The organism is Carnobacterium sp. CS13 (assembly GCF_016653495.1).
GTDB lineage: Bacteria > Bacillota > Bacilli > Lactobacillales > Carnobacteriaceae > Carnobacterium_A > Carnobacterium_A antarcticum.
In genome coordinates, this window is sequence record NZ_CP067364.1 from 2,421,813 (window position 1) to 2,444,731 (window position 22,919).

Genomic DNA, 22,919 nt, shown 5'->3' on the forward strand with positions numbered 1-22,919 from the left:
TTCAGTTATTTTCGCTTGTTGTTAAGATTTCTTCTTTTAACTGCTTTTTTTTAACATCTTGTCGCAAAATAACTTTTGTCGCAACAAACGAAACCCCAATAGTGACAGCAGCCGTAATGACTGCTAAGATCATATTACCCATTGTTCCATCTGGAGCCAAGAAAAATAATAATGTAAATAATCCTGGTGCCCCTCCCATAACATAACTTTTCAATAGGAAAATCCCTCCAACTAAACCTCCAGCAGCGGCTCCAATTGCAGTACCAATTAATGCTTTTGGACGGCCTATTAGTGCACCATAAAATGCTGGTTCAGTAATACCGAGCAGACCTGTAAGTCCAAATGAGAAAAGAGCTCCACTTTTTTCTTTGTTTTCTTTAACGGATCTGCTTACAGCTAAAGCAGAAGCGCCAACAGCTAAGTTTGAAATAAAGCCCATAACCATGACTACTGGGTCATATCCTAAGGTTGCGACTGCATTAAATCCAATTGGCATGATAGCTTTGTCTAAACCCAACATGACCATATAAGGATATAAAGCAGACAATACTGGCAAGGCAATAAAACCAGCTGAATCCATTAACCAAACAACAAAATTACCTACATGAGTACTAAGAACAGTTCCGATTGGTCCAAATACAATTAATGTAAAAGGTACCACGATAAGCATCGTTAAGAATGGTTTGAGGAAATACTTAATAAATTCAGGTATCAGTTTGTCTAAATATTTATCTATATAGTACATAAATCCGACGCCTATGACTATTGGCAATATGCTGCCACTGTAATCAACTGACGTAACTGGAATTCCAAAGAAGTCGAGACCTTCTACTCCGCTAATAGACGTGCTTACTAAAATTGCTCCTAAGAAAGCTCCCATGATTGGTGGAAGGTTTAATTTCTTTGCAGTAGTAAAACCTAAATAAATAGGTAACATAGAGAACGCTGCACTAAAAATTGCTAAAATTATTGTAGCCGTACCACTTTCTGGAGAGACACCTAAATAATTAATCATAAAGTTATTAGCTGCTAAAATCACACCACCTGTTATTAAAGCCGGTACAATAGGCATGAAAATCTCTGCACTAAACCCACCTACAAGGTTAACATAATACATAAAGTTCTTTTTCTTATTTTCTTTAAGTTCCGTATGTTCGGTGCTTTCATCTACTTGAGTACTGAATCCAGAAATTTTAACAAAATCATTATAGGCTTCGTTTACGTTCGCTCCAATGATCAACTGTACTTGTCCATTTTTGAAAACATATCCAAGTGATCCATCTAAATTCGTTAAAGCTTCTCCATTTACTAAGCTTTCATCCTTTACATTAATTCTTAATCTAGTTGCACAATGACCAACGTTTTGAATATTTTCAACTCCGCCAATGTTTTCTACTACTTTTTTTGACATCTCCATGTATTTCATTTGTTTTCCCTCCTATTTCTTTTAGCGCTATGCTTCAATGCGCTACTGCTAGTTTTTACCGTTGCTTTTAACTTCAAATAACAGTTAACATTTCACGTGTTTTGTAATCGGTTACAAATTCATTAGAAGATAAACTCCTCAAAGGAGAGGAGTTACCATAAATAAAATAATTATTTTTCGTTCATACATAAAGAATAATCTTTATTTAAAAGAAACGGTCTATAGTAGCCCACAGTACTTGTCAAAGGTAGAACTTCATCAGTTAAATGAATAGTTAGTTCTTCACGCATGTATTTCCTTCTATTTTCAATTCTCATCCATAATTTTGGGTATTCTTGTTTTATTTCATTACGAAGCTCTTTATCTGCCAATACTATGGTACTTTCAGCAGAGACGCTATTATGGTTTGGTTGAGATGGAATAAAATCAATTTGAAAAATCATTCCCGATTGGATTGTTGCATCCGAATTTTTATAAAAAGGTGAAGATAACCATTCTTCTTCTGCAGTTAAATGCCCTGGACAAAGTGACCAACCAAATTTTTTCTGTGGATAATACTCTTCAAATTGATTATAAAATTCTCCAGCACTTTTCCCAATTTTAATATTCATTAGCCAGTGATGGTATGCATTAAAGTAAGGCACTATAACTTCTGAAAAATAATTTTTATCGACTTCTTCAAGCTCCGCAAAATTTTCTACAGCGTAGCCAGATCTACTTGATAATCCTCCTCGATAGGCTACCGTTAACGAAACCTTGTCTTTTTTCTTTAAAATATTATCAGTAGGATAAAGATTTCCCTTAATAAATCGTTCTCCAAAAGCAGCAATTGTTACCACACTATTGTATTGTCCCTGTTTATTTAGAATTTCACCAACTTCAGTTTCGCTTTTATTTATCTCCAGAGAGTTCATTGCTTCAAGAACTCCATCTGAAGCTAAAGATGCCCCATACTCATAATGTGCAATTTCATTTGCATTATTTGTGATTCTTGCACCATATTTTGGACTTATAAATAAATCTGTGGCGTTCATTAATTTTTCTCTATCTACTACAGAAGTTAACGCCATAACGATAAATTCAGGAATATCGAAGTAAGTCTTCATTCCAGGTATCAATTTCCAACCAACAATTCCTAGTTTCCCTGTGGTATCCATGCTAATTTCAGAAAGAATCTCCTCTAGTTCACTTAGTTCTTCCATCGGTTGATTTGGTAATGAAAATAGAGAACACTTTTTACTAGCAGATTTAATGCGTGAGTATTGTGCTTTATTAAAATTTTCATTTCCCAAAACCAATGTACTTGTACCGTCAATATTTAATACCAGTAACGCTTCTTCAAATCTTGGAACAAATCCTACTAAATATTCAAAGTTGCTCCCATGCTCTTTGTCAGCATATATAACTAAAGAAGTAATCTCTTTTTCTTTCATTAAGTTCAATACTTTATTGCGTCTTTCTTCTATCGTGCTATCTGTAAGTGAAATCACTTCGCCTGAATTATCAGCATTTGGTAATTGTGTTTTTTTTACATTTGCAGGAATAGTAATCACCCTTTATTTGTATTTACTATCTATCATTAATAATTAAGTTTGTCAAAAGGCAGCATTGGACGCATTATTTGTTTAAATATAATGTTCTCAGTTTGCTGGTTTGTAGTCCCGTCAGTTAAAGCCATGATTGAATAGTTACAATACTCTTTTAATTCCGGGAAAATATATCCTTGTTTCACTACAACTATATTGTAGTCATTCAACTCAATATTAGCAGCATCAAATTGATGCATTTCAGCAAAACTAACAGACTTATCAATTAATACTATATCAATTGGTTTTCCTTTAACTGATAATGTCAGCGTATCTCCATAATTGTCTTTATCACCAAAGGTTTGTTGGAGAACTCCTTTATTTTTGATCTTAACCGTTAACTTTATTTTCCTTGATAATTCGTCTGTATTTGTTCCTAATTCAATATCAAAATAATCCTTATTGTCATTTCGGTTTATCAAATTAAATAATTTATTATCAGTAATTCCAGCAAACAACAAATTCTTATCATTATAATCTTCAAGAGACAAATACTCATTTAATAAATAGGTGTTATCTCCAATTGCTCCTGACGTCACATTATCTCCAGAATCAGTAACAACGACATGTTTATATTCAGACTCAGTAGATTCTTTAATCGTCTCTTTTATTTCTAATGCATTGCCGTGGTATTTAAACTCATTGTATTTACCAACACAAAACTCATATAAATCATCCAATGCTTCTTGTGCGTAATCTTTGTATTTCATATCAGAAGGTACAATTATTAAACCAGAACCTGCAGCAAAGTTATCATGTCTTAAATAACCTACATGGAAAGAAGCACTTAAAATTCTACTATCGTTTTCTATTTCGTCTAACTTTTTATTAATAGAGACCATTGGTTCATCAGTTGAAACGCTTCTTTCCCCACCTAATACAAAAGGAAGCTTACGATATTGAGCGACTAGTGACTTTTTATTATACAGTAAGTCAACCATCATATTAGCTACAATTCTGTGTGTTTCTATTAAGTCTGTATGAGGCGATTGTCGATAGCAACGTCCAATCGTCATCATGGATACATATTCTTCGGTTAAATTTCCATGCGGATCCATAACTACGCAAATAGGTAGATATGGTCCTGTAATTTCACGAATGTCTTTTAATAACTGTCTTTCCCCCGAACCTTCTGGCAAATTTTCTACTTTACTCGCACCATGAAGGAATAAGAAAATCCCATCTAATTCATGCAAGTTCTCTTTAAGGACTCGCATCGCTTTATCATGAATATAATTATATGCTTCTTGACTAACAATTTTAGCCGAATGTGCATCGGCAAAGATTGCAGGAATCATCTCAATATTATTCTCGTTAAAGATATCTCCTACATGCATCGAATTGATTAGATTTTCTCCGAATTTGAGATTAAAGCTATCTAATTCAGTTAAACCACGCACGTGTTCGTTACTTTCTAAGGTATAGTGGCCCATTAAGACTTTCACATTAACACCTTCCTATCCAAGCAATTGAAACTATTTAGTATTTTTACTGTAATTATTGATGAAGTCTTTATACCAGTAATAGCTTTTTTTAGGTATACGTTTGAAATCATTTTTAAAATCTACTCTCACTAATCCATATCTTTTCTCATAGCCATTGATCCAGCTGTATAAATCCATTGTTGCCCAGTGATAGTAGCCTTTTACATTAACCCCGTCTGCTTTAGCTTTTAACATATATTCCAAAAATTCATTAAATATTTCTATTCTTTCATCATCTTCTACATACCCATTTTCATCAGGAGTTTCATAAATTCCATGGCCATTTTCAGCAATCAATATTAATGGATTTCCATATCGTTCTTTTATTTCTAATAAAGCTGTATGCATAACTCTAGGGTTAATTTCTCTTCCCCATTTATTTCGTCTCACTTCTTTATCAAATGAACTTTCAAATAACCCTTTTAGACGGATACCTTCTAAGCTCATACTGTCAGCGCCTTTGTTATTATGAAAAATTTCTGTTTCCCCATTTTCCCAGTGCTTCACATATTGCCTGTTATACAAATTAAGACCTAAATAGTCTCCTTTTCCCTTACTAAATATTTCTGCATCGTTATCACTGTGGTAAATCATAAAGTTAAACGTCTTCTTCATTTCTTCAAGTTCATCAGGTAACTTTCCTTCTAACGCTGGTACTAAAATCATACGGTTGTAAAAGAAATCTGCAATTTTAAATATTTCCTCTTGGTTCTCAGCTGTTGGATCAATTTCCACGCTACCGTTATCATGCACAATGCCGATAATACCGTCGACCTTCATTTGCTTGAATGAATTGACTGCTTTAGCACTTGCCAACATTAAATTATATTGGTATTGAAAATACGACTGAATATCTGCATAACGATTTGGTGGATAGTTCCCTACTATATTTGAACAATAACTATAGTAGCGAGGCTCATTAATGGTTGCCCAAATCTTCACTCTGTCTCCAAATTCTTTAAAACAAACCTTTGCATATTCATCAAAGTAGTCAGTAATTTTATTGTTTAACCATCCACCTTGCGCAGCTAACTTAAGCGGCAAATCATAGTGGAAAAGCGTAACATTTGGTTCAACATTTTTTTCTAAACAATAGTTAATGACATTATTATAAAAATCAATACCCTTTTGGTTGATTTCTCCTGTGCCATTAGGTAATATTCGAGCCCAAGAAATTGAAAAGCGGTATGTGTTTTGTCCTCCTTCTACCATTAAATCAATGTCTTCTTTGTATCGATGGTAGAAGTCGCTCGCCTCATCGCCATCCTCATTATGAATATTGAGTACGCTATGGTGATTAAAATAATCCCACTCGCCTTCTCCTTTACCATCCTCATTCCAAGCACCCTCACATTGGTATGCAGCAGTTGCTGATCCCCAAAGAAAATCTGTATCGCTAAAAACATCTGAATACTTTCGCATTATAATACCCCCATCTATTTTATTGGTAACGTTTTCTTAAATTAATCATAACTTATACGCAAAAAAAAAGTGGTTCAGAATTTGAACCACTAAGACTATGATATTTTATACAATTATTGTTTATACGTAAAAATATAATGCTCTGAGAGTAAATCAAAAAAGTAGGTAATTCCATATTTTCCATACAAACCCATTTTGTCATCAGAAATATCACTCTTACTAATATAAATAATTTGATCGTATACTTTTTTATATTCTTCGCCATGACTACCAGTGATCAGGATTTTTTTTCCATCAACTTCACGAATTATGTCATTAATTGCTTCTGCAAATATGCCTGACACAGAAACAACAATTATAAGGTTCGTTTCTCTAGAAGAAACGTCCATCTCGTCCCTATCAAAATAATTATCTACGATCTTAATGATTTTTTTGGCATAAAATAGTTCCTGTTGAAATTTTAATAAGTTTGCACTGATATTATTTGCGCTGATCATTGAAACACCTTCGTGTTCATTAATCAAACTTGCTAAGCTGTCAATAATATCATCAGTAATTATTTCATTAATTTCAGTTACCATTTTTGATAATCCTTCGGTTACTTTTTTTCTGAAGCTGCCTATATTTTCGAATTCTCGTAAATGGATATTAGAGGGAAAAATAATATCTGATAATGAATGTTTCAATACACTAAAATTCTCGTACCCCAATCTATTACAAAACCTCCTTATTGCTGATCGCGAAACATAAGCTTCGTCCATAATCATATTAACTGTTATATTTTGTATATTATCAATGTTATGCAATATATATTCCGTTGTTGAATAGTCGCTATCATATACTCCCTCATTAATAATAGCAGCTAAACTATTTAACAATCCTAAATTATTAATGTTCATTCTATAACGCACCTCTTAAACGCTTATTTTATATCTATTTTCTTAATAATTTATATAATCAATAATAGAGCGATGCTCAATATACAGGAGCTGTCTTTATGCATAGTTCAAATTTAAGTACGCATTAATTTGTTTTCAATTAATGCTTTAGTTTGTTCATAAAAACAACTTATGTCTAGTGAACCTTAATTTATCCTTGCTAAATTATTTAAAAAAAATTTGTTCAGCAGAGAACGTTTACTATGAATCCAGCAAAGATTCTTCTTTTGGGTTTACTTCAGATGCTTTAACCATAACAGATTTGGGCACTTTTTGTACATCCATAAGAGATATATTTTACTAAGAGAAGTACCTTGAAACATGATTAACATTTTATTTCACGCTTCACTTCGTTACACCTACTATTTTGTCTGTAATTTTTTTATTTAAACAGATTCAGTAAATTGAAATTACCAAATTAAGCAAAAAAATAGATATACTGCACCACATGCAATATATCTATTGAATAAACCTCTAAAATAATTAATATACAACTCATTTTATATTCGATAACTTACTTCAAAATTGTGTTTTGTCTCCATAGCTAGAGCGATAAACACCATTAAGTCCAGCATTTTGCCCAATCTTGCTTAGTTTTCTAATCATGCTTTCTTGTTCTGGTTTAAAATGCAATTTTTGATGGAAGCCTGTAAAGTAAATAAAATTAACCAGACGATTAATCAGAGGAGCATTTTCTTTAGAATCATCCAACTTTGTATACACTTTTAACAAGACTTCTTTAATATCTCCCATATTTGATTGATCAATACTATTGTAAAAATCGTGTACAATTTGTTTAGATTTATTTTTCATTTTAAACCCACCTTTTTGACTTTATATTGATTATACGCCTATGTATCTTAGTATTAACAGCAAAAACAAAGTGATTTTCTCTATTTTGAAAAAACCAACTTTTAGAAATTACGATAAACAGGCATTTTTGAATGGGGAAATCATCTGTTCATATTTTCAGAATCAACAAGAGACACAATGCGATGATGTTTTTCCTCGTTAAAAGCTAGATCATATTTCTTTGATACATTTATTGCAGCTTGATAAAATACGTTATTAATTTGGTTAACAAATTCACCTATTTTTCTAAATGAAATCGGTGTATATTCTGAGATAAAATTTTTCTGCATGTCACTTAGTTTGCTTCTATTTCCTTCATATTTACTCCAATCTCCTAAGTCATTTGGAACATGTCCTTTTTCCATTAGCCAGAGTGAAATAAGAATGCGTTTCATCATTAATGTACATTGTTCAGAATAATTGCATTCTTCTCGTTTTATTCTCCGATACAGTTCATGCAAATAGGAATTATACTTATTCAAATGATTATCAAAATCAATTTGTTTCGCTTGATATTCGATTTTATTAGATTGCTCTTTTACAGAAACTAATAAATCACCATAATCTTTCAAAATAAAAAATGAAGGTCTCAAGAAATTAGCTTCTTAAGACCTTCACCATAGCTTTATTCAATCGGATAATTTTACTCACCGACCCTATTTGACAAAGAGCCAGTATTAATGCTTTTAAATTGGCTAATTTCACGAGCTTTCTTAAGGCCTTTGGTTAAACAAACTACTGATTTATTATGTCTTATAAAGTTATAAAATGCCTTAAATCTACTATCTATTAATGCTTATAGCGATATTAGATTTTATAGCATTACGTGCTATCAGTATCACAAATCTTTGCCTCAGCTTAGCGAGTTGACTGATTTAAAGAGTATACTTTATTTTTAAATCAGTCAAATTGCTCAATACTTGTTTAATGGTTACTTGATGCTCTATCTTATAAATACTCAGAATCTAATCTGATGCTGAGTAAACACTCTATACGTAGTTAATTAATAGATTTTTATATGTGTATGTTTTTCTTCAATAATATTGAAAATCATTCTGACCCTCGCTGGATTTTTTCGATTTCTTTATCAAAGTCTGAATTGATTCTCTGATCTTTATTGAATTCTTTATACTCTGTTACAGCTTTTTGCTTTGCATTTTTGCCAGATATCCTTCCGTGACCTTCCAATACTTCATAACGGTTAAACTTCAAAAATTCATCAATACTGTTAGCAAAAGCTTGCATAGAAAGCGGCTTTTCATCTTCCAACAGCCGTTCTACATAGTCAAAATAAGATGATATGTTTCGTTCTAAACTACGAATTTGCTTTTCAGTCAGATAGTTTTTAGCCACAGTTACATCTGATTGCAGGATACGTCCGTCCGGAGAATTTCTCCATGTTGTTAACCCCATATGGTCTTTCTCTTTATCTGCACTGCCATGAATTATCTCTGCAGCAGTTTTGCCAGTTATAGCAAAATGAAACTTATTTTGAACGGTTGCATAAAACTGTTTAGTTATCTCCGAGTTTTTATCATAATCATAAGAAATCTCTGCAAATATATCAGTAATTTGCTGCCAAATCCTACGTTCACTTGCTCGAATCGAACGAACAGTTTCCAGTAACTCACGGAAATAATCTTTACCAAAAACTGTTTCACCTTGTTTCATTCGTTCAACATCGATTTTAAATCCTTTTTGAATATAATCTTTCAAAACATCCGTTGCCCAAATCCTAAATTTCGTTGCTTTTTGTGAATTAACACGATAACCAACTGAAATGATGGCATCCAAATTATAGAATGCAGTTTCCCGATTTACGCTCCTAGTTCCTTCGTTTTGAACTATTTCCATTTTGGAAATAGTTCGTTCTTCAGAAAGTTCTCCTGATTCAAATATATTTTTTAGATGTTTATTTATGGCTGGAACACCTACATCAAATAAACCAGCTATTGCTTTTTGGGTGGCCCAAATTGTTTCATCTTTCATTACAACTTCAATTTTTTCGTCTGACTCATACAGCAAAAATTGTATTTCTTCCACTTTTTTCCCTCCCATCATTTATCTTAATTCATTATCCAGCGGCAAGATTTGTTCATCTAATACTTCTCGCCAGGCTCGCTTCATGGCTTGTGGGTACTTAAAGGGTTTTACTTCTGGATGAAGGTTTTTATAGGCTTCGTAATCCTTGCTTTCAATGATTCCTTTCAGGTTAGGAATCGATTCCATCCCAATCATGTATTGAACGACTGAAGACCTTAGTTCGCCAGGAGATACAAACCACTCTTTGGAAAAATCTTGAATCAACTGGTCCTGTGCTTGAGTAAAGAAGTGTCGTTTTATCACGAAAATATCTTCTTTCGCATCAATTTCTTCTTTATCAATCGCATTAAGAATCTGTCGATACACTTGTTTGACGCTTTCTGTCTTGTTCAACTTCTGCAAAGCTTTTTCAATTTCTTCTCTGGCATCTAAACTATTGGCTGCATAGATCCCTAATAATTGATCGATATAAGCGGAATCAATATCGTATAACTTGATTGTACTGTCTGTATAAAAGGATATTTCTGAAAAATCTGGTAGTTCTGGATCTATTTGATCTGGATCCGGTTCAATATCGATAAGTGATCCTTTGACCGTTTCATAAACTCCTACTTGTTCTTCTAAGACATGCACTTGTTCTTGCAGCGCTGATGATTGTTCCATATCATCATTGTAGTCATCATAGGTAACCAGAGATTCATAGGCATTGTTCAACTCTTGAAAGGCTTTGACGTAATCGACGCGAGTTTCTAAAGAAGTGTGCTCATCCAGCTCATCAGATACGAGTACAAATTCTTGTATTTTTCGATAGGCCTTTTTGAAACGTTTCTTGGATTCCACATAGGTTGGATAAACCAACCCTGTTTCTTCTTTTGCTTCTGAATACAATTTAGTCGCATCGGCCACGTTCTTTTCCATCGTTGCCGGTTTCCTGAAAGTCACAATCATTCCTTTAGTCTTGTCTGGATACGTCCGATTGGTTCTAGAAAATGCTTGGATCAAACCGGCATATTCCAAATTTCGATCCACAAAAAGAGTCTGGACTGTGGGCGCATCAAAACCTGTCAATAAGCGGTCCACAACAATGACCAAATCTACTTGCCGGCCAAATTGTTTGAATTCAGCCCGCTTCCGCGCCAATCGGTTATTGATATCTCCGTTATACCGCTCAATCTCTGCTAAATTCCATGCCGTATTGTAATAAGCATTGTATTCTTCGATAATCTCTTGCATTTCTTTTTGTTGTTCACTGGAATCGCCTGCGTTTTCTTCCAGCGAGTAGGTAATGGCGATTCGCGGAAAATCCGGATCATCCATTGTGCGTCCTGCTCGAACCGGATGATTGGGAAACTCTTTTTCCATCCAATTTGGATTTTTCATCATTTCTTTGATCTCTTTGTAGTATTTCTTTGCCATGGCAATCGAGCTGGTCGTTAGAATCGCTGACTTTGTCGGTTTTCCATTTCGGAAATCAAATTTTGTATAAGCATTATCCGGCCGGAATAGTTTATGAATGACTTTTTGGATATGTTCGTCATTTTCATATGTGCTGCTTTCCAAATAGCTTTCTTTTTTGATGTCATCCATCTCATCAATGACTTTATTGATCGCTTCCGTTGTATAGTCAGCATATTTCTCATTCACACGAAACTGGTGATGGATTTTATTGTCTAAAGAAGTCGGTTCGATCGTATCTTCATGTTCTACTTGGAATCCTAAGACAGCGCCATCCTCCAATGCGTTTTTTATGGTGTACGTATGTAGGACTTCTCCATATTGGTCATGAGTCGTTCGTGCTAGTTGTCCTTTAGCTTGTTTCTTGTTCTCGCTAAAAATAGGCGTCCCGGTAAAACCAAACCAAGTAGAATTAGGAAAAAATGCTTTGATCTCTTCCATGTTTTCAGCACTTATCGCACGATGGCATTCATCGACAATAAAAACGATATGCTGACCCATTAACTTATGAAAACGGTTCGTTCCTTTTTGTTCTTCTTGGTTGTTGGCATACTTTAAAGCAGCATCCAGCTTTTGACGGGTCGTGACAATGATGACATTCGAATTGGCATCTGCTAAAAGGGTATCGCTTAATTCTTTAGCACTTCCTGTTCCAACAATCAGGCTATTGGCTTTAGAGTTTCCTGAAGATATGCCGGTATTAAATTCTGAAGCAAATTTGGTAAATTCACTAGTGGTTTGGTTATCCAAATCTTTCCGGTCTACCAACATGATCGTCCGATCAATGCCTGATTTTCTTGCGAGCAGCTTTGTTGAAACGAAACTGGTCAAGGTCTTTCCTGAACCGGTTGCATGCCACACGTAACCCGATTGGTGTTTGTTGGCAGCTGTAAAGAGCGCTTCAATCGCGTGAACTTGATACGGATGTAAAACCATCAGCGTTTTATTGTCTTGGTCTTCACTAACAATCGTATAATGTGCAATCAAACGATGAGCATCTGGGATGTTCAAGGCTTGTTTGCAGAATTCATATAAATTATCCACTTTTTTGTTGTCTCTCGTACGCCAGCTGAATAAGAATTTCCGATGCATGTCTTTTGGCATTGCATTGGCAAAGTAGCGTGTAGTTTGTTCATTGGATACAACAAATAACTGTAAAGTTGAAAAAATATTATTTCTGAACATTCCTTCTTCAGCATATTTTTTGATTTGATTAAACGCTTGGTAAACACCATCTTTTGCCGTCACTTGCTTCAATTCAATTTGAATAATTGGCAATCCGTTGATCAACAAGGTCACATCAAAACGACGATTACGAGCGTCCCCGCTACTGCCTTTCTTTGCAATCTGATTGACCACTTCATAGCTGGAAATGCCGCCGCCAATATCTTGGTTAGAATAAAGAACCAATGAAACTGAACCTAAATCCCTGTCTTCGCGTTCAATCGTGATCCGGGAAATGCCATTTTCCCCTTTCAACCATTTTGCCGCATCAAACGGTGTCTGGGTACGCAAAAGCAATTCTGTTTTGATGGTGTCAAACTCTTTATCGGTCAAAGGATGCTCTTCAATTTCAGATAGATTATTTTGCGTGATTTTATGGCGCAGGTTTTGCCAAAGATCCTCCTCAGATTTCAAATCCGGGCGATAAGTCCATTGGTTATGCCCTTCTCCCAACACATCAATGAGATGCTTTTCAACTTCAGCTTCATCACGATGATTGATTTTGTTCATTGAATTCATCTCCTTAAACAAACATTTTTTGCAAGAATGCTTTTTTGGTTTCTTTTAATAGGTCTAACTCACGTTGATGAAGAGCGATAGTGTTGTCGAGTTGTTTAAAGAAAATACTTATTTTAATTTGTTCTTCTTTACTAATTGGAATATCAATCATTAATTTCTTTACTATTCCGCCTGATAAGTTTCCTTGTCCACCTTGCAAGTAAATGCTTATAATCGTCTGTTTCTGTTTTCTCAACCACTGAGATATAAAATAAGAATCATCACCAAATCTGGGTTTTATAGCTAAAACGGCTTGGTTAATTGCACCATTTATTTTAGAAATACCAACTTCTCCGCTGGTTGCACCATATAAAGCATACAAAATATCTCCATTATTAACGAGCTTGGCAGATGAATTTTTTATAGCTTCTTCAGTTATAAAAAGTTCAGTTGTATCAGAATTAATCTCACCAGAGCGAATAAAAGGAATATGACCATTATAGTAATCTCTATTATTCGCAGTTGGAGTTCCACCAGAAAAACTATCTGCAATATCACCTAACTTCCGCTGTTCCCAATCGTCAGTAAATCCTGGAAAACGAATTTCAGGAACCCTCTCCCCCTCTTTTGGGAACATTTTTTGTAGAAAGCCTTGTTTGGTTTCTTTAAGGGCAGTAAGTTCTTGCTGATGAAGAGCGATAGTATCATCAATTGTCTTGAAAAAGTCTCCCATTTCCCTTTGTTCTTGCTTTGAAGGAACTAAAACGCTCCATTGTTTCACATCAGACATTGGTACCAAATTAGTAATTGCTGATCCTGGATTCGCACCAGTCAACTTTCTTTGCATATTATCAGCACGAACAAACTGGATAAAATATTCAGAATCTGTAAGCTCTTTGTTAATTCTGAATCTTATAAGTGCTTGATTGAATACACCTAATTTAATCCCTTTAGGTACTCTAGATATTCTCCCAATTGTGCCTGCACCACTCATAATAAAATCTCCTTCAGTTAAAGAGAATTTTTTAAGTTCCTCAAATTTTTCTTTAGTGATGTTATATCTTGTTGCGTAATTGTTATAAATGGCATTTTGTTGCTCATAAACCACATAATCACTTTCAGGGACAAATATATCTTTTTTTAAAGCACTTCCAAATGGTCCTCGACGTACTCCATCTTTAGGTTCAAGCAAATCTCCAAATTTACGCTGTTCCCAATCCTCAGTAAATCCACGAAAACGAATCTCTGGTTGTTTATTATTTTTCATGGTTAAACACCTCTAAAGCACCTTTGATCCATTCTGCATTTTCTGAGTTTACTTGCAACGAAGAGATCGCTTCGAAAAGACTCTTTTCTAAAGCTTGTTTTTCTTGGCGGATGTCTTTTATTTCTTTTCCAATAGCTGCCATATCAATAGGCTCTTCTTCTTCAAAGGTGTCCACATACCGTGGAATATTTAAGTTAAAGTCATTTTCTTTGATTTCTTCAAAGCTTGCTAGATGAGCATATTTTTCAACAGTTTTCCGTTCTTTATAAGTTGAAACAACTTTTTCAATATTTTCTTGAGTTAATTTGTTCTGATTCTTTTCTTTAATGAAGTCGCTGCTGGCATCAATAAATAGAACATCACGGTTCGTTCGGTTCTTCTTCAAAATAATAACGGTCGTTGGGATAGAAGTTCCGAAGAACAAATTAGCCGGCATTCCAATCACAGCATAGATACTGCCATCTTCCAACAGCTTCTTGCGAATAACACCTTCTGCTGCTCCTCTAAACAACACACCATGCGGCAAAACGATTGCCATCGTGCCTGTTTCTTTTAAGTGATAATAGCCGTGTAAAAGAAAAGCGAAATCCGCTTTTGATTTTGGTGCTAATTTGCCATAGCGGTTAAAGCGCGAATCATCTAAAAAGGTATCGTCTGCAGACCACTTGGCTGAATAAGGAGGATTCATAACTACTGAATCAAACGTATACGGCTCATCAGTTGGCCAGTCTTTATTTAGCGTATCCCCATTACGTAATTCCATGTCTTCCGCATCTACACCATGCAGAATCAAATTCATCTTGGCTAAGTTATACGTTGTGGTATTTAATTCTTGTCCATGGTATTTTACATTTTCCGGGTAATTCAAATAATTTCTTACGTTCAACATTAATGACCCTGAACCCATGGTTGGGTCAAAGATACTAAACAGCTGCTTGTCTTTTTGACCGATCGTCACGATTTGCGCCATCATGTCTGACACCATGTGAGGAGTATAGAATTCTCCGGCTTTTTTCCCTGCCTCTGAGGCAAATTGACTGATCAAAAACTCATAAGCATCTCCTATGACGTCTCCTTGATGTCCAATCACATCAACATCATTTAATTTCTTTAAAACTTCCGTGATCGTGACATTCCGCTGTTGGTCATCCGATCCTAATTTTCTTGATTGCAAATCCACATCATCGAATAATCCACTAAATTGATTATAGCTCGACGATAATTGAATGAATGCTTTGTTTAGTTCATTCAATTGAAAAATATTTTGTTTTGCTTGATCTGCTAACACATTAAAGAGATAAGCTGGCTCAATATCATAGCCTAAGGTATCAACGATCGTTGCAATCAAGTCTTCTTTGGATTCTTCATCAGATAACAACTCTTGATAAAGAGCTGTTTGTTTATCTGTAGTAGCATATTTTTCTAATGACTCATCCGCTAACTCCACCACTTTTTGCAATAATTTATCAGAAAGGTATTTGTAGAAAATCAGCCCTAATAAGTAGTTCTTATATTCTGATGCATCCATTTTGCTGCGAAGGTTATCTGCTGCACTAAATAATTTCTGATTTAAATTGTTCTCCATAATTTAATTCCTCTTTTCTTTAAACATCTAATTTTTTTAGCATTTCTAAATATATTCTTCTATTTAGATCTGTCTCTAATTCAGTTAAGTATTGATACCTATTTAAGTTAAAGTAGCTGGTTCCAATAACTGACTGCGTATCTTTATTTGGGAGTTTAATATCAATTTCACGTAAAATTGCTGGAGTTAGCTTCGGAACAACGCTGCCTTGCATTAAAATGGCCATTTGCTTCTTTATACTTACTGATTCATTCAAAATATAGCATATGTATTTTGAGTCTATTTCGTCAGATAGCAATGTCAGTTTTGCAAAGTTCTGATTAAACAATTTTCCTGTATTCTTATTACTAACAATCCCTGCTTTGGAACTTACAAAACTATACAAAATGTCTCCTGGGAATAATTGGTACTTATCCTTTTGAGAAAGACTTGTATCAGCTTTAGTCGCCAAATTCCTTAAACCTTCTTGCAAATCACCAATTAAATCCTCATTAGTATAAATACCTGAACGATCACTTTGTTTCCCTTTAAATCTAGAGATATTTTGTCCAACGTTTATCTGTACTATTTTTTCAAACTTCATAACTAATCTCCTTGTTAGTAATTTAAACGAATTACGAAGAACCCATGTTTGAATGATAACATATATTAGAAATTAGTCAATATTTAATAAGTAATTTAACGAAATTACAAATATTATTTTCGGATTTCAAATCCTTTATGATATCCGCCAGGCTAAATTACCAGTAACGACATAATTGTTACCAGCCACTGCCACAGAAATTACCGCCTATTGCCAATGAAGTTACCATCTTGGATAATAGTTAACTAAAACAACAGTATCTTCCATATAATGAAGAAGCACTTTATAGTGCAAAAACATTATATAGGAGGTTTTTTTTGTATGATTCAATATCAAAAAATATTAGAACTGGCTGATGAAGGCTTGAGCTTGCGCGCTATTTCTGCAAGTACAGGCCACGGTCGACCAAAAGTCACTGAAATTCTTCAGTTGGCTAAAGACAAGGGACTAGAGTCCCCCTTGTTAGATGAAATGGATGATCAGTGGATAGAAGAGTTTTTGTATCCACACAAGTCAATTGAAAACTCTGGTTATGGCATGATTGATTTCGATCAGGTTCATAAAGAGTTGGCTAAACCTAATGTGACATTATCTCTACTTCATTATGAGTATGAAGTTAGTTGTCGTGCAAATGGTAAAATTCCTTATGCTTACCGTTCTTTTCTGCGTCACTATAAATCTTATGCAGATAAATACAAAGCAACCCTAAGGGTTAGGAGAAAACCTGGAGAAATAATGGAGGTGGACTGGGCTGGCTCAACCGCTTTTATCACTGACCGAGATACTGGTGAAAAAATAAAAGCTTACGTTTTTGTCTCGACCCTTCCTTGTAGTCAGCTATCTTACGCTGAGGCAACCTTATCTATGGATTTAAACGCTTGGATTGGAGCGCACAACCGTGCTTTTCAATACTTCGGGGGTAGAACTCAGATTGTTATACCTGATAATTTAAAAACGTCTGTTACCCGTCATACGCTGAAAGAACTTGTTTTGAATCCGACTTATCGAGAAATGTGTGATTACTACGGCACTATATGTATGCCGGCTAGAGTTCGGGCTCCAAAAGACAAAGCTTCTGTTGAGGGATCCGTTGGTACCCTCTCTACATGGATTATAGCAGCCTTGAGAAATGAACAATGTTTTACGTTAGATGAATTGAATCAAAAAGTTGCAAAAAAGTTGGAAGAATTTAATCATAGAGACTTTTCTAAAAAGAAAGGCACTCGCTTTTCAGCATTTGAAGAAGAGGAAAAATTTGCCCTTTCTCCTCTTCCATTAAAACCATATAAAATGGCTGAATGGAGAACCGCCAAAGTTCGCCCAGATTATCATATCAGTATTGAGAATAGATTCTACTCTGTTCCATATGAATACATTGCAAAACCAGTAGATGTAAGGGTTTCCGAACATCTTATTGAAGTGTACTTCAAACATATGCGAGTAGCTACACACTCTCGATTATATGGGAAATTTGGACAGTTATCCACCAGCAAAGACCATATGCCAGACAATCATAAACTTTATATCGAACAAACACCAGAAAATGCTTTAAAATGGGCGGAATCTATTGGAGAAAATACATTACGCATTATTCAATATCTTCTGGACACTTATCAAGTAGAGCGACAAGCACTTTCTTCTATTTTCGCCTTAAAAAATAGTTCACGCCGGTACACGAAGTATGAGTTTGAAAGAGCATGCAAAGAAATCTTAAGTATTACAAATCGACCTACGGTCAAATTAATACAAAATCAGTTGAAAGCAATTAAGAAAAAAGATGCTGAAAAAGCACTCGAAAAAGATGTTTCATTGCATGAAGAGTTTGGATTCACTCGTGGCAAAGATTATTGGGGAGGAAAAAGCAAATGAATGAACAAACAATAAGTAAGATGATCTCAATGAAGTTATCAGGTATGGTTGAAGGCTATCAACATCAGGAAAATATCTCTGAGTTTCAAAAAATGAGTTTTGAAGAACGTTTCCAGATTTTAATTGATCATGAATATGACCGGCGTAAATCGAACACCTTAAAAAGACTCATTAGAAGCGCAAACTTCCAGGATTCTCTAGCTTGTATTGAGGATATTGAATACCATGAAGATCGAAAATTGGATAAGACAGGCATTATGGAATTGTCCAGCTGTAATTACATTCGTCAAACAAATAATCTGATTATAAAAGGGCCAACAGGTGCGGGGAAAAGTTTTCTGGCTCAGGCTTTTGGGGTCTCCGCATGCCGCCAACACCACACCGTAAAATATCTACGTCTTCCTGAACTGTTAGACGAACTTCTATTAGAACAACATAGAAATGACGACTCCTATCGAAAAAGTATTAAAAAACTCTCAAAAGTAGATTTGCTTATCATTGACGAATGGTTATTAATTGATATTTCACCAGAACAAGCTGCTTTGGTCCTTGAAATTGTAGAAATGAGATACAAACTCAAATCAACTATTTTTTGTTCTCAAATAGATCCGCAAGGATGGACGCAAAGACTCGGTAATGGTACTGTAGCTGAGGCGATTATGGATCGAATTGTTCATAATTCTATTCAATTAATGATAGATGGGGAAATATCCATGCGAGAACGTCATGGATTGGTGGGTACACTATGATGCTTTCAGAGTCAGTTACTAGGCGAATTACCGATTTTTATTATCGTTATACAGCTTCAGAAGAGCTCACAAATTTGATTGATATAACCCTCTTACAAGCCATGTGGGATACAGAGGAACAAATCTCCGAAGATGAGCTTGTCCAATTAGCGATTGAAATTATTCAGAAAGTCACTAATCCAGATTCTATAGATTAAATGAACCATTACCACCTCGAGTTCAACTATAACTATAAAATAACGACCACAAATGCCTTCGATACAGGTATTTGTGGTCATTATTTTCCTTTTGTTTCTTATTGGTAATTTACGTGGCATTCAGTGGCAATATTTATGTCAATAGATGGTAATATTTATGGCGCTACCGGTAATTTCCAGTGGCGGATATCACCTTTATCATTAATTTTTAAATACTACAGAAAAATAGAAATCCAAAAATTTGGTAAATATACTTCATTTCGTTACCCCTACTACTGACTGTATACGTAACTATCTATTTGAACGGTCTTAGTAAATTGAGATTGCCAATTTAGGCAAAAAAATAGACACACTTCAAAAGGAAGGTGTCATGAATCATTGATATATAAGATGTATAAATGCTTTATAAGCGAGAAGATTTACTAGTTTTAGGTATCGTGTAAAATAAACTACATTCAAATCTACTATCTTCATCATTTTATTCTATTCATACAGCTTCAGGACTAGAACATTAGACGGACAGCAGATATTCGCAATCCATCACTATCCATTGCCTCTTCAAAGTACTGTAATCAGCTTATTTATTAAAAATCTTTGGACCTTTTCGCATATTTTTTATATCATTTTTTGGTGTGTTGGTTTGTTTAGATTTTCCGCCACCTGCTTGTTTCTTTTTGATCAACTCTAACATTTTCTCTTTTGAATTCACTTTTTCACACCGCCTCGTTAATGTAGCACTAAATACTTTCAGTGAGATAAGAGGAGTGATGACTACATTAATGGAATTAATTTTAATGTCTACGAGCTTTAAAAAAATGGTGAATCCATTTTTAAAACCGCATAACACTATTTCTTAAATCCATTATTATTTTCCGTATCCTTTGCCCAACAGTACAATATTTGGTTTTACAATCTTCCTTAAATCATACAGGATAAACCGAGAAGCAACAAACATATTTTAATTTATTAAGCAAATAACTTGTTCAATAAATGGCAATATTTTTTAGTAGAATGAGATTTGAGATAAGTAACAGAAAAGAGATCCTTGTAATCACAAGAACCTCTTTCTCAAAATTTTCAACAAGGCATTTTCAAGAAGGTACTTAAAAGGTTAAATCATCATCTTTGTTTTTATTAGCGCCTTTAAAAAGCTCAAATAATAAACTACCTATTAGTATTACTAGTATAATTATAAAAATAAGCTTACCTAAGAAAAAAATCATTTTATCACCTACTTAGTAGTATCAACAATTACTTCACCAGTTTGTACTTCAACCCAACCATGTTCTAAACGTGCTTCTACTTCTTTTAACTTAATTAATTCTTCTGAAATGGATTCTGATAACTTTTTATTTGCCTCAGCTTCAGCTTCTGCTGCTTTTACTTTTTGATAGGCTAAACTATCAGCTTTTGTTTTTGCTGTATCAGCTTCTAAGATAGCTTTTTCTTTTTCTTGACCAGCTTTAATAATTTCATCAATTGATTTTTGTGTTTCAGCATCTACATCTGGAACTCCAAAAGCAACATCTTCTACCAGAAATCCTTTTGGTTCAACTGCTTTAGTGAAATCTTCTAAGATTGATTGCTGAACTTCTGTTGATTTCGATCCCGTTACATCCAATAAACTATATCTAGCTACTACAGCACGAGAGGATTTAAGCAATTGTGCTTTTAACCAATTGGCTTCAATGTCTTCAACGTTAATACTTCCAAACTCTTTAAATACATCAGAAACTTTTTTTGAATCTACTTTATAGGCATATGTAATAGATACGTGAGTAGCTTTTCCATCTTCTGTAGCCAAATTTAACTTTTCTGCTTTAACCGTTTGTAATCGAATAGGATACTGGGTTACTTTATCAAGACCTACAAATTTAACCCCTTGACTTAGAGTTTGATCTTTAACTCCGCCGTTCATTGAATAACGAACACCTACATAACCATTTTCTATTTTTTCAAAGAACACTAAAAAGCCGCCTATTAATAACATAACTACTATAATACCAATGATTAGCCCTTTGACTTTTTTGATACTGTTCTTATCGTATACTTTTTCGTTCAATTCTATTTCCTCTTTTCTTTTTTCAAATGAACCACTAACCTGATAACTACTGCTTTCATTTTTACTTTTTTCCTTACAAAATATCACCCCGTATAATTATTTACTGCAATATATAAAGAAAATACATAGAATTTCCTGCTTTAAGTCTACGCATTCTTCTCTACATACTTTTTCTTTTACGAGTTGATCATTGTTTTTTCTGCCTCTTCCCATAAAAAATCATCACTTTTAATTATACCAAAAAAATGAGCCAAAACATTGAATTCCTTAAATTTCTACCCTTAATTAAATATTTTAAAAAAATTTAAAGCAAAAAAAGAACTGCCATATGACAGTTCTTCTTGATATTGTAATGATTGGTACTCGATTTCTTTCGAAATCTCCGTCCCATACTGTATCCGTAAGCGAATAAATTCGCGACGGCTCCAGCAATTAACGTTTTGAGAACGAACGGCTGATATAGTTATTCATCTCTATCCGTTAAAATCCTTTTATATCAATGTTTACAGTTTTTCTAAGAGGAAGAAATTGGACAGAAGTGAGTAAAAATAGATATAACTTGAACCAATTTGAACCTAGTTTTTGAATGTTAGTTGAATACTATCTTTATAAGAGTTTACCAGTCAATGCGATTTAAAACTTCATAGTAATTATTTGCCTTCTCTATATCAAATAATTTTAGATAATTCACTTTACCATAAATATATTCTTTATAATTCGATCTCCTCATAATATCATCTCTTTTATCCAAGTGATTCTCTAATCCATACTTATTAAGGTAGTATATTTCTTGCCTTAGATCATTTCTATATTTTTTTGACACATTTAGTTTATCATTAACTAATATACCTGTTACTATTTGACGATTTCCTTTTAAAGATACACGTGTTTTACTTGAATTCATTTCAAATCCATACTTATTAAAAATTTTAATTAAATTAGTGATAACTTCTTCTGAATTAATATGATTATTGCTTGATATTGTAATATCATCAGCATATCTAGAGTATTTAAGATCATAATTCTGACATAATTTGTAAATATCCTTGTCCAATTCTATGCAATAAATATTAGATAAATACGGGCTACTAGGGCTACCTTGAGGCAACATTCCGTTAAAACAACAAATTTTAGCTAATAATTCTGATAATTTTTTAGTATATCCCATATCCAAAAAAATTTTTTTTATATAATCTTCTTTTATAGAATGAAAAAAGTCTTCAATATCTACAGATAAAACTGTTTTTTTATTTAAGTGCTCTTTAGCATTTGATATCACTGATTTTTTAGGCTCAAATCCAAAACTATTATTATGAACTTTCTTTTTGTATAATATGTTTTCCAATATCCATCTTTGGATTATCATCAAATTAATAGATGGTTTATTAATTTCTCTAAATCCTTCTCTTTTTTTAGGGACATAGATTGTATGATATTGAATATCTATAGAATTTATGATTTCTAAAAAAGATTTTTTATTAACCCCAATAATTCTTCTTAAATGCTCCGAATCAAAAATTAAAGGCACACCGTTTTCATGGATTTTTTGAGAATAAGATTTAATCTTTTTTTCATAATCATTCTTTTCATTATGTTTAGATAAATTATTACTCATTTTTTACCTCTTTTACTTTTATTAACCGATAGATTGACTGAGATAGTATCAAGCTGATTAAGAT

At 33.8% G+C, this 22,919-nt stretch carries 18 protein-coding genes; 3 read left to right on the plus strand and 15 right to left on the minus strand.

Annotated features, from left to right (window positions below):
* Window position 1 precedes the first annotated feature (1 nt).
* The 12 genes from JHE06_RS11445 to JHE06_RS11500 form a co-directional block, all read right to left on the minus strand.
* Window positions 2-1,426, minus strand: coding sequence for a PTS transporter subunit EIIC (locus JHE06_RS11445; protein WP_201088855.1), 1,425 nt, complete (start codon window positions 1,424-1,426; stop codon window positions 2-4).
* 170 nt (window positions 1,427-1,596) lie between these two features.
* The gene (locus JHE06_RS11450; protein ID WP_201090071.1) at window positions 1,597-2,970 is read right to left on the minus strand and encodes a M24 family metallopeptidase; all 1,374 of its coding nucleotides are present in this window, start codon (window positions 2,968-2,970) and stop codon (window positions 1,597-1,599) included.
* Between the two features lie 35 nt (window positions 2,971-3,005).
* Window positions 3,006-4,457: a M81 family metallopeptidase gene (locus tag JHE06_RS11455; RefSeq protein ID WP_201088856.1), complete on the minus strand. Its 1,452-nt coding sequence runs from the start codon at window positions 4,455-4,457 to the stop codon at window positions 3,006-3,008.
* 30 nt (window positions 4,458-4,487) lie between these two features.
* Window positions 4,488-5,918, minus strand: a complete 1,431-nt coding sequence (locus JHE06_RS11460) for a glycoside hydrolase family 1 protein (protein WP_201088857.1) — start codon at window positions 5,916-5,918, stop codon at window positions 4,488-4,490.
* A gap of 113 nt (window positions 5,919-6,031) precedes the next feature.
* Window positions 6,032-6,817 carry a MurR/RpiR family transcriptional regulator gene (locus JHE06_RS11465; protein WP_201088858.1) on the minus strand — a complete coding sequence of 262 codons (786 nt, stop codon included), beginning with the start codon at window positions 6,815-6,817 and terminating at the stop codon, window positions 6,032-6,034.
* 558 nt (window positions 6,818-7,375) lie between these two features.
* Window positions 7,376-7,669 carry a bacteriocin immunity protein gene (locus JHE06_RS11470; protein WP_201088859.1) on the minus strand — a complete coding sequence of 98 codons (294 nt, stop codon included), beginning with the start codon at window positions 7,667-7,669 and terminating at the stop codon, window positions 7,376-7,378.
* Window positions 7,670-7,809: 140 nt separating this feature from the next.
* Window positions 7,810-8,301, minus strand: a complete 492-nt coding sequence (locus JHE06_RS11475; RefSeq protein WP_201088860.1) for a hypothetical protein — start codon at window positions 8,299-8,301, stop codon at window positions 7,810-7,812.
* 457 nt (window positions 8,302-8,758) lie between these two features.
* On the minus strand, window positions 8,759-9,751 hold the full coding sequence (locus tag JHE06_RS11480) for a virulence RhuM family protein (RefSeq protein WP_236253514.1): 993 nt from the start codon (window positions 9,749-9,751) through the stop codon (window positions 8,759-8,761).
* 18 nt (window positions 9,752-9,769) lie between these two features.
* Window positions 9,770-12,940, minus strand: coding sequence for a type I restriction endonuclease subunit R (locus JHE06_RS11485; protein ID WP_201088861.1), 3,171 nt, complete (start codon window positions 12,938-12,940; stop codon window positions 9,770-9,772).
* A 13-nt stretch (window positions 12,941-12,953) separates the two neighbouring features.
* The gene (locus JHE06_RS11490) at window positions 12,954-14,195 is read right to left on the minus strand and encodes a restriction endonuclease subunit S (RefSeq protein ID WP_201088862.1); all 1,242 of its coding nucleotides are present in this window, start codon (window positions 14,193-14,195) and stop codon (window positions 12,954-12,956) included.
* Window positions 14,185-15,780, minus strand: coding sequence for a type I restriction-modification system subunit M (locus tag JHE06_RS11495; RefSeq protein WP_201088863.1), 1,596 nt, complete (start codon window positions 15,778-15,780; stop codon window positions 14,185-14,187). Before JHE06_RS11495 ends, JHE06_RS11490 begins: the two co-directional genes overlap by 11 nt.
* Before the next feature lie 19 nt (window positions 15,781-15,799).
* On the minus strand, window positions 15,800-16,363 hold the full coding sequence (locus JHE06_RS11500; RefSeq protein ID WP_201088864.1) for a restriction endonuclease subunit S: 564 nt from the start codon (window positions 16,361-16,363) through the stop codon (window positions 15,800-15,802).
* Window positions 16,364-16,684: 321 nt separating this feature from the next.
* Here JHE06_RS11500 and istA point away from each other — a divergent pair, with 321 nt between their 5' ends.
* The 3 genes from istA to JHE06_RS11515 are packed head-to-tail and all read left to right on the plus strand — an operon-like array spanning window position 16,685 to window position 19,178.
* Window positions 16,685-18,232, plus strand: a complete 1,548-nt coding sequence (gene istA, locus JHE06_RS11505) for an IS21 family transposase (protein ID WP_201088439.1) — start codon at window positions 16,685-16,687, stop codon at window positions 18,230-18,232.
* Entirely contained in the window at window positions 18,229-18,981 is a 753-nt protein-coding gene (gene istB / locus JHE06_RS11510; protein ID WP_201088440.1) for an IS21-like element helper ATPase IstB, read from the plus strand. The genes istA and istB overlap by 4 nt, the downstream gene beginning before the upstream one ends.
* Window positions 18,978-19,178 (plus strand): hypothetical protein, encoded by a 201-nt coding sequence (locus tag JHE06_RS11515; RefSeq protein WP_201088441.1) that lies wholly within the window; start codon window positions 18,978-18,980, stop codon window positions 19,176-19,178. Before istB ends, JHE06_RS11515 begins: the two co-directional genes overlap by 4 nt.
* A gap of 577 nt (window positions 19,179-19,755) precedes the next feature.
* Here JHE06_RS11515 and JHE06_RS12355 read toward each other — a convergent pair.
* From JHE06_RS12355 to JHE06_RS11525, 3 genes are all read right to left on the minus strand, one after another.
* Entirely contained in the window at window positions 19,756-19,887 is a 132-nt protein-coding gene (locus tag JHE06_RS12355; RefSeq protein ID WP_058919469.1) for a hypothetical protein, read from the minus strand.
* A gap of 522 nt (window positions 19,888-20,409) precedes the next feature.
* Window positions 20,410-21,168, minus strand: a complete 759-nt coding sequence (locus JHE06_RS11520; RefSeq protein WP_201090075.1) for an SPFH domain-containing protein — start codon at window positions 21,166-21,168, stop codon at window positions 20,410-20,412.
* A 688-nt stretch (window positions 21,169-21,856) separates the two neighbouring features.
* Entirely contained in the window at window positions 21,857-22,855 is a 999-nt protein-coding gene (locus JHE06_RS11525; RefSeq protein ID WP_201088865.1) for a reverse transcriptase family protein, read from the minus strand.
* Between the last annotated feature and the right edge of the window lie 64 nt (window positions 22,856-22,919).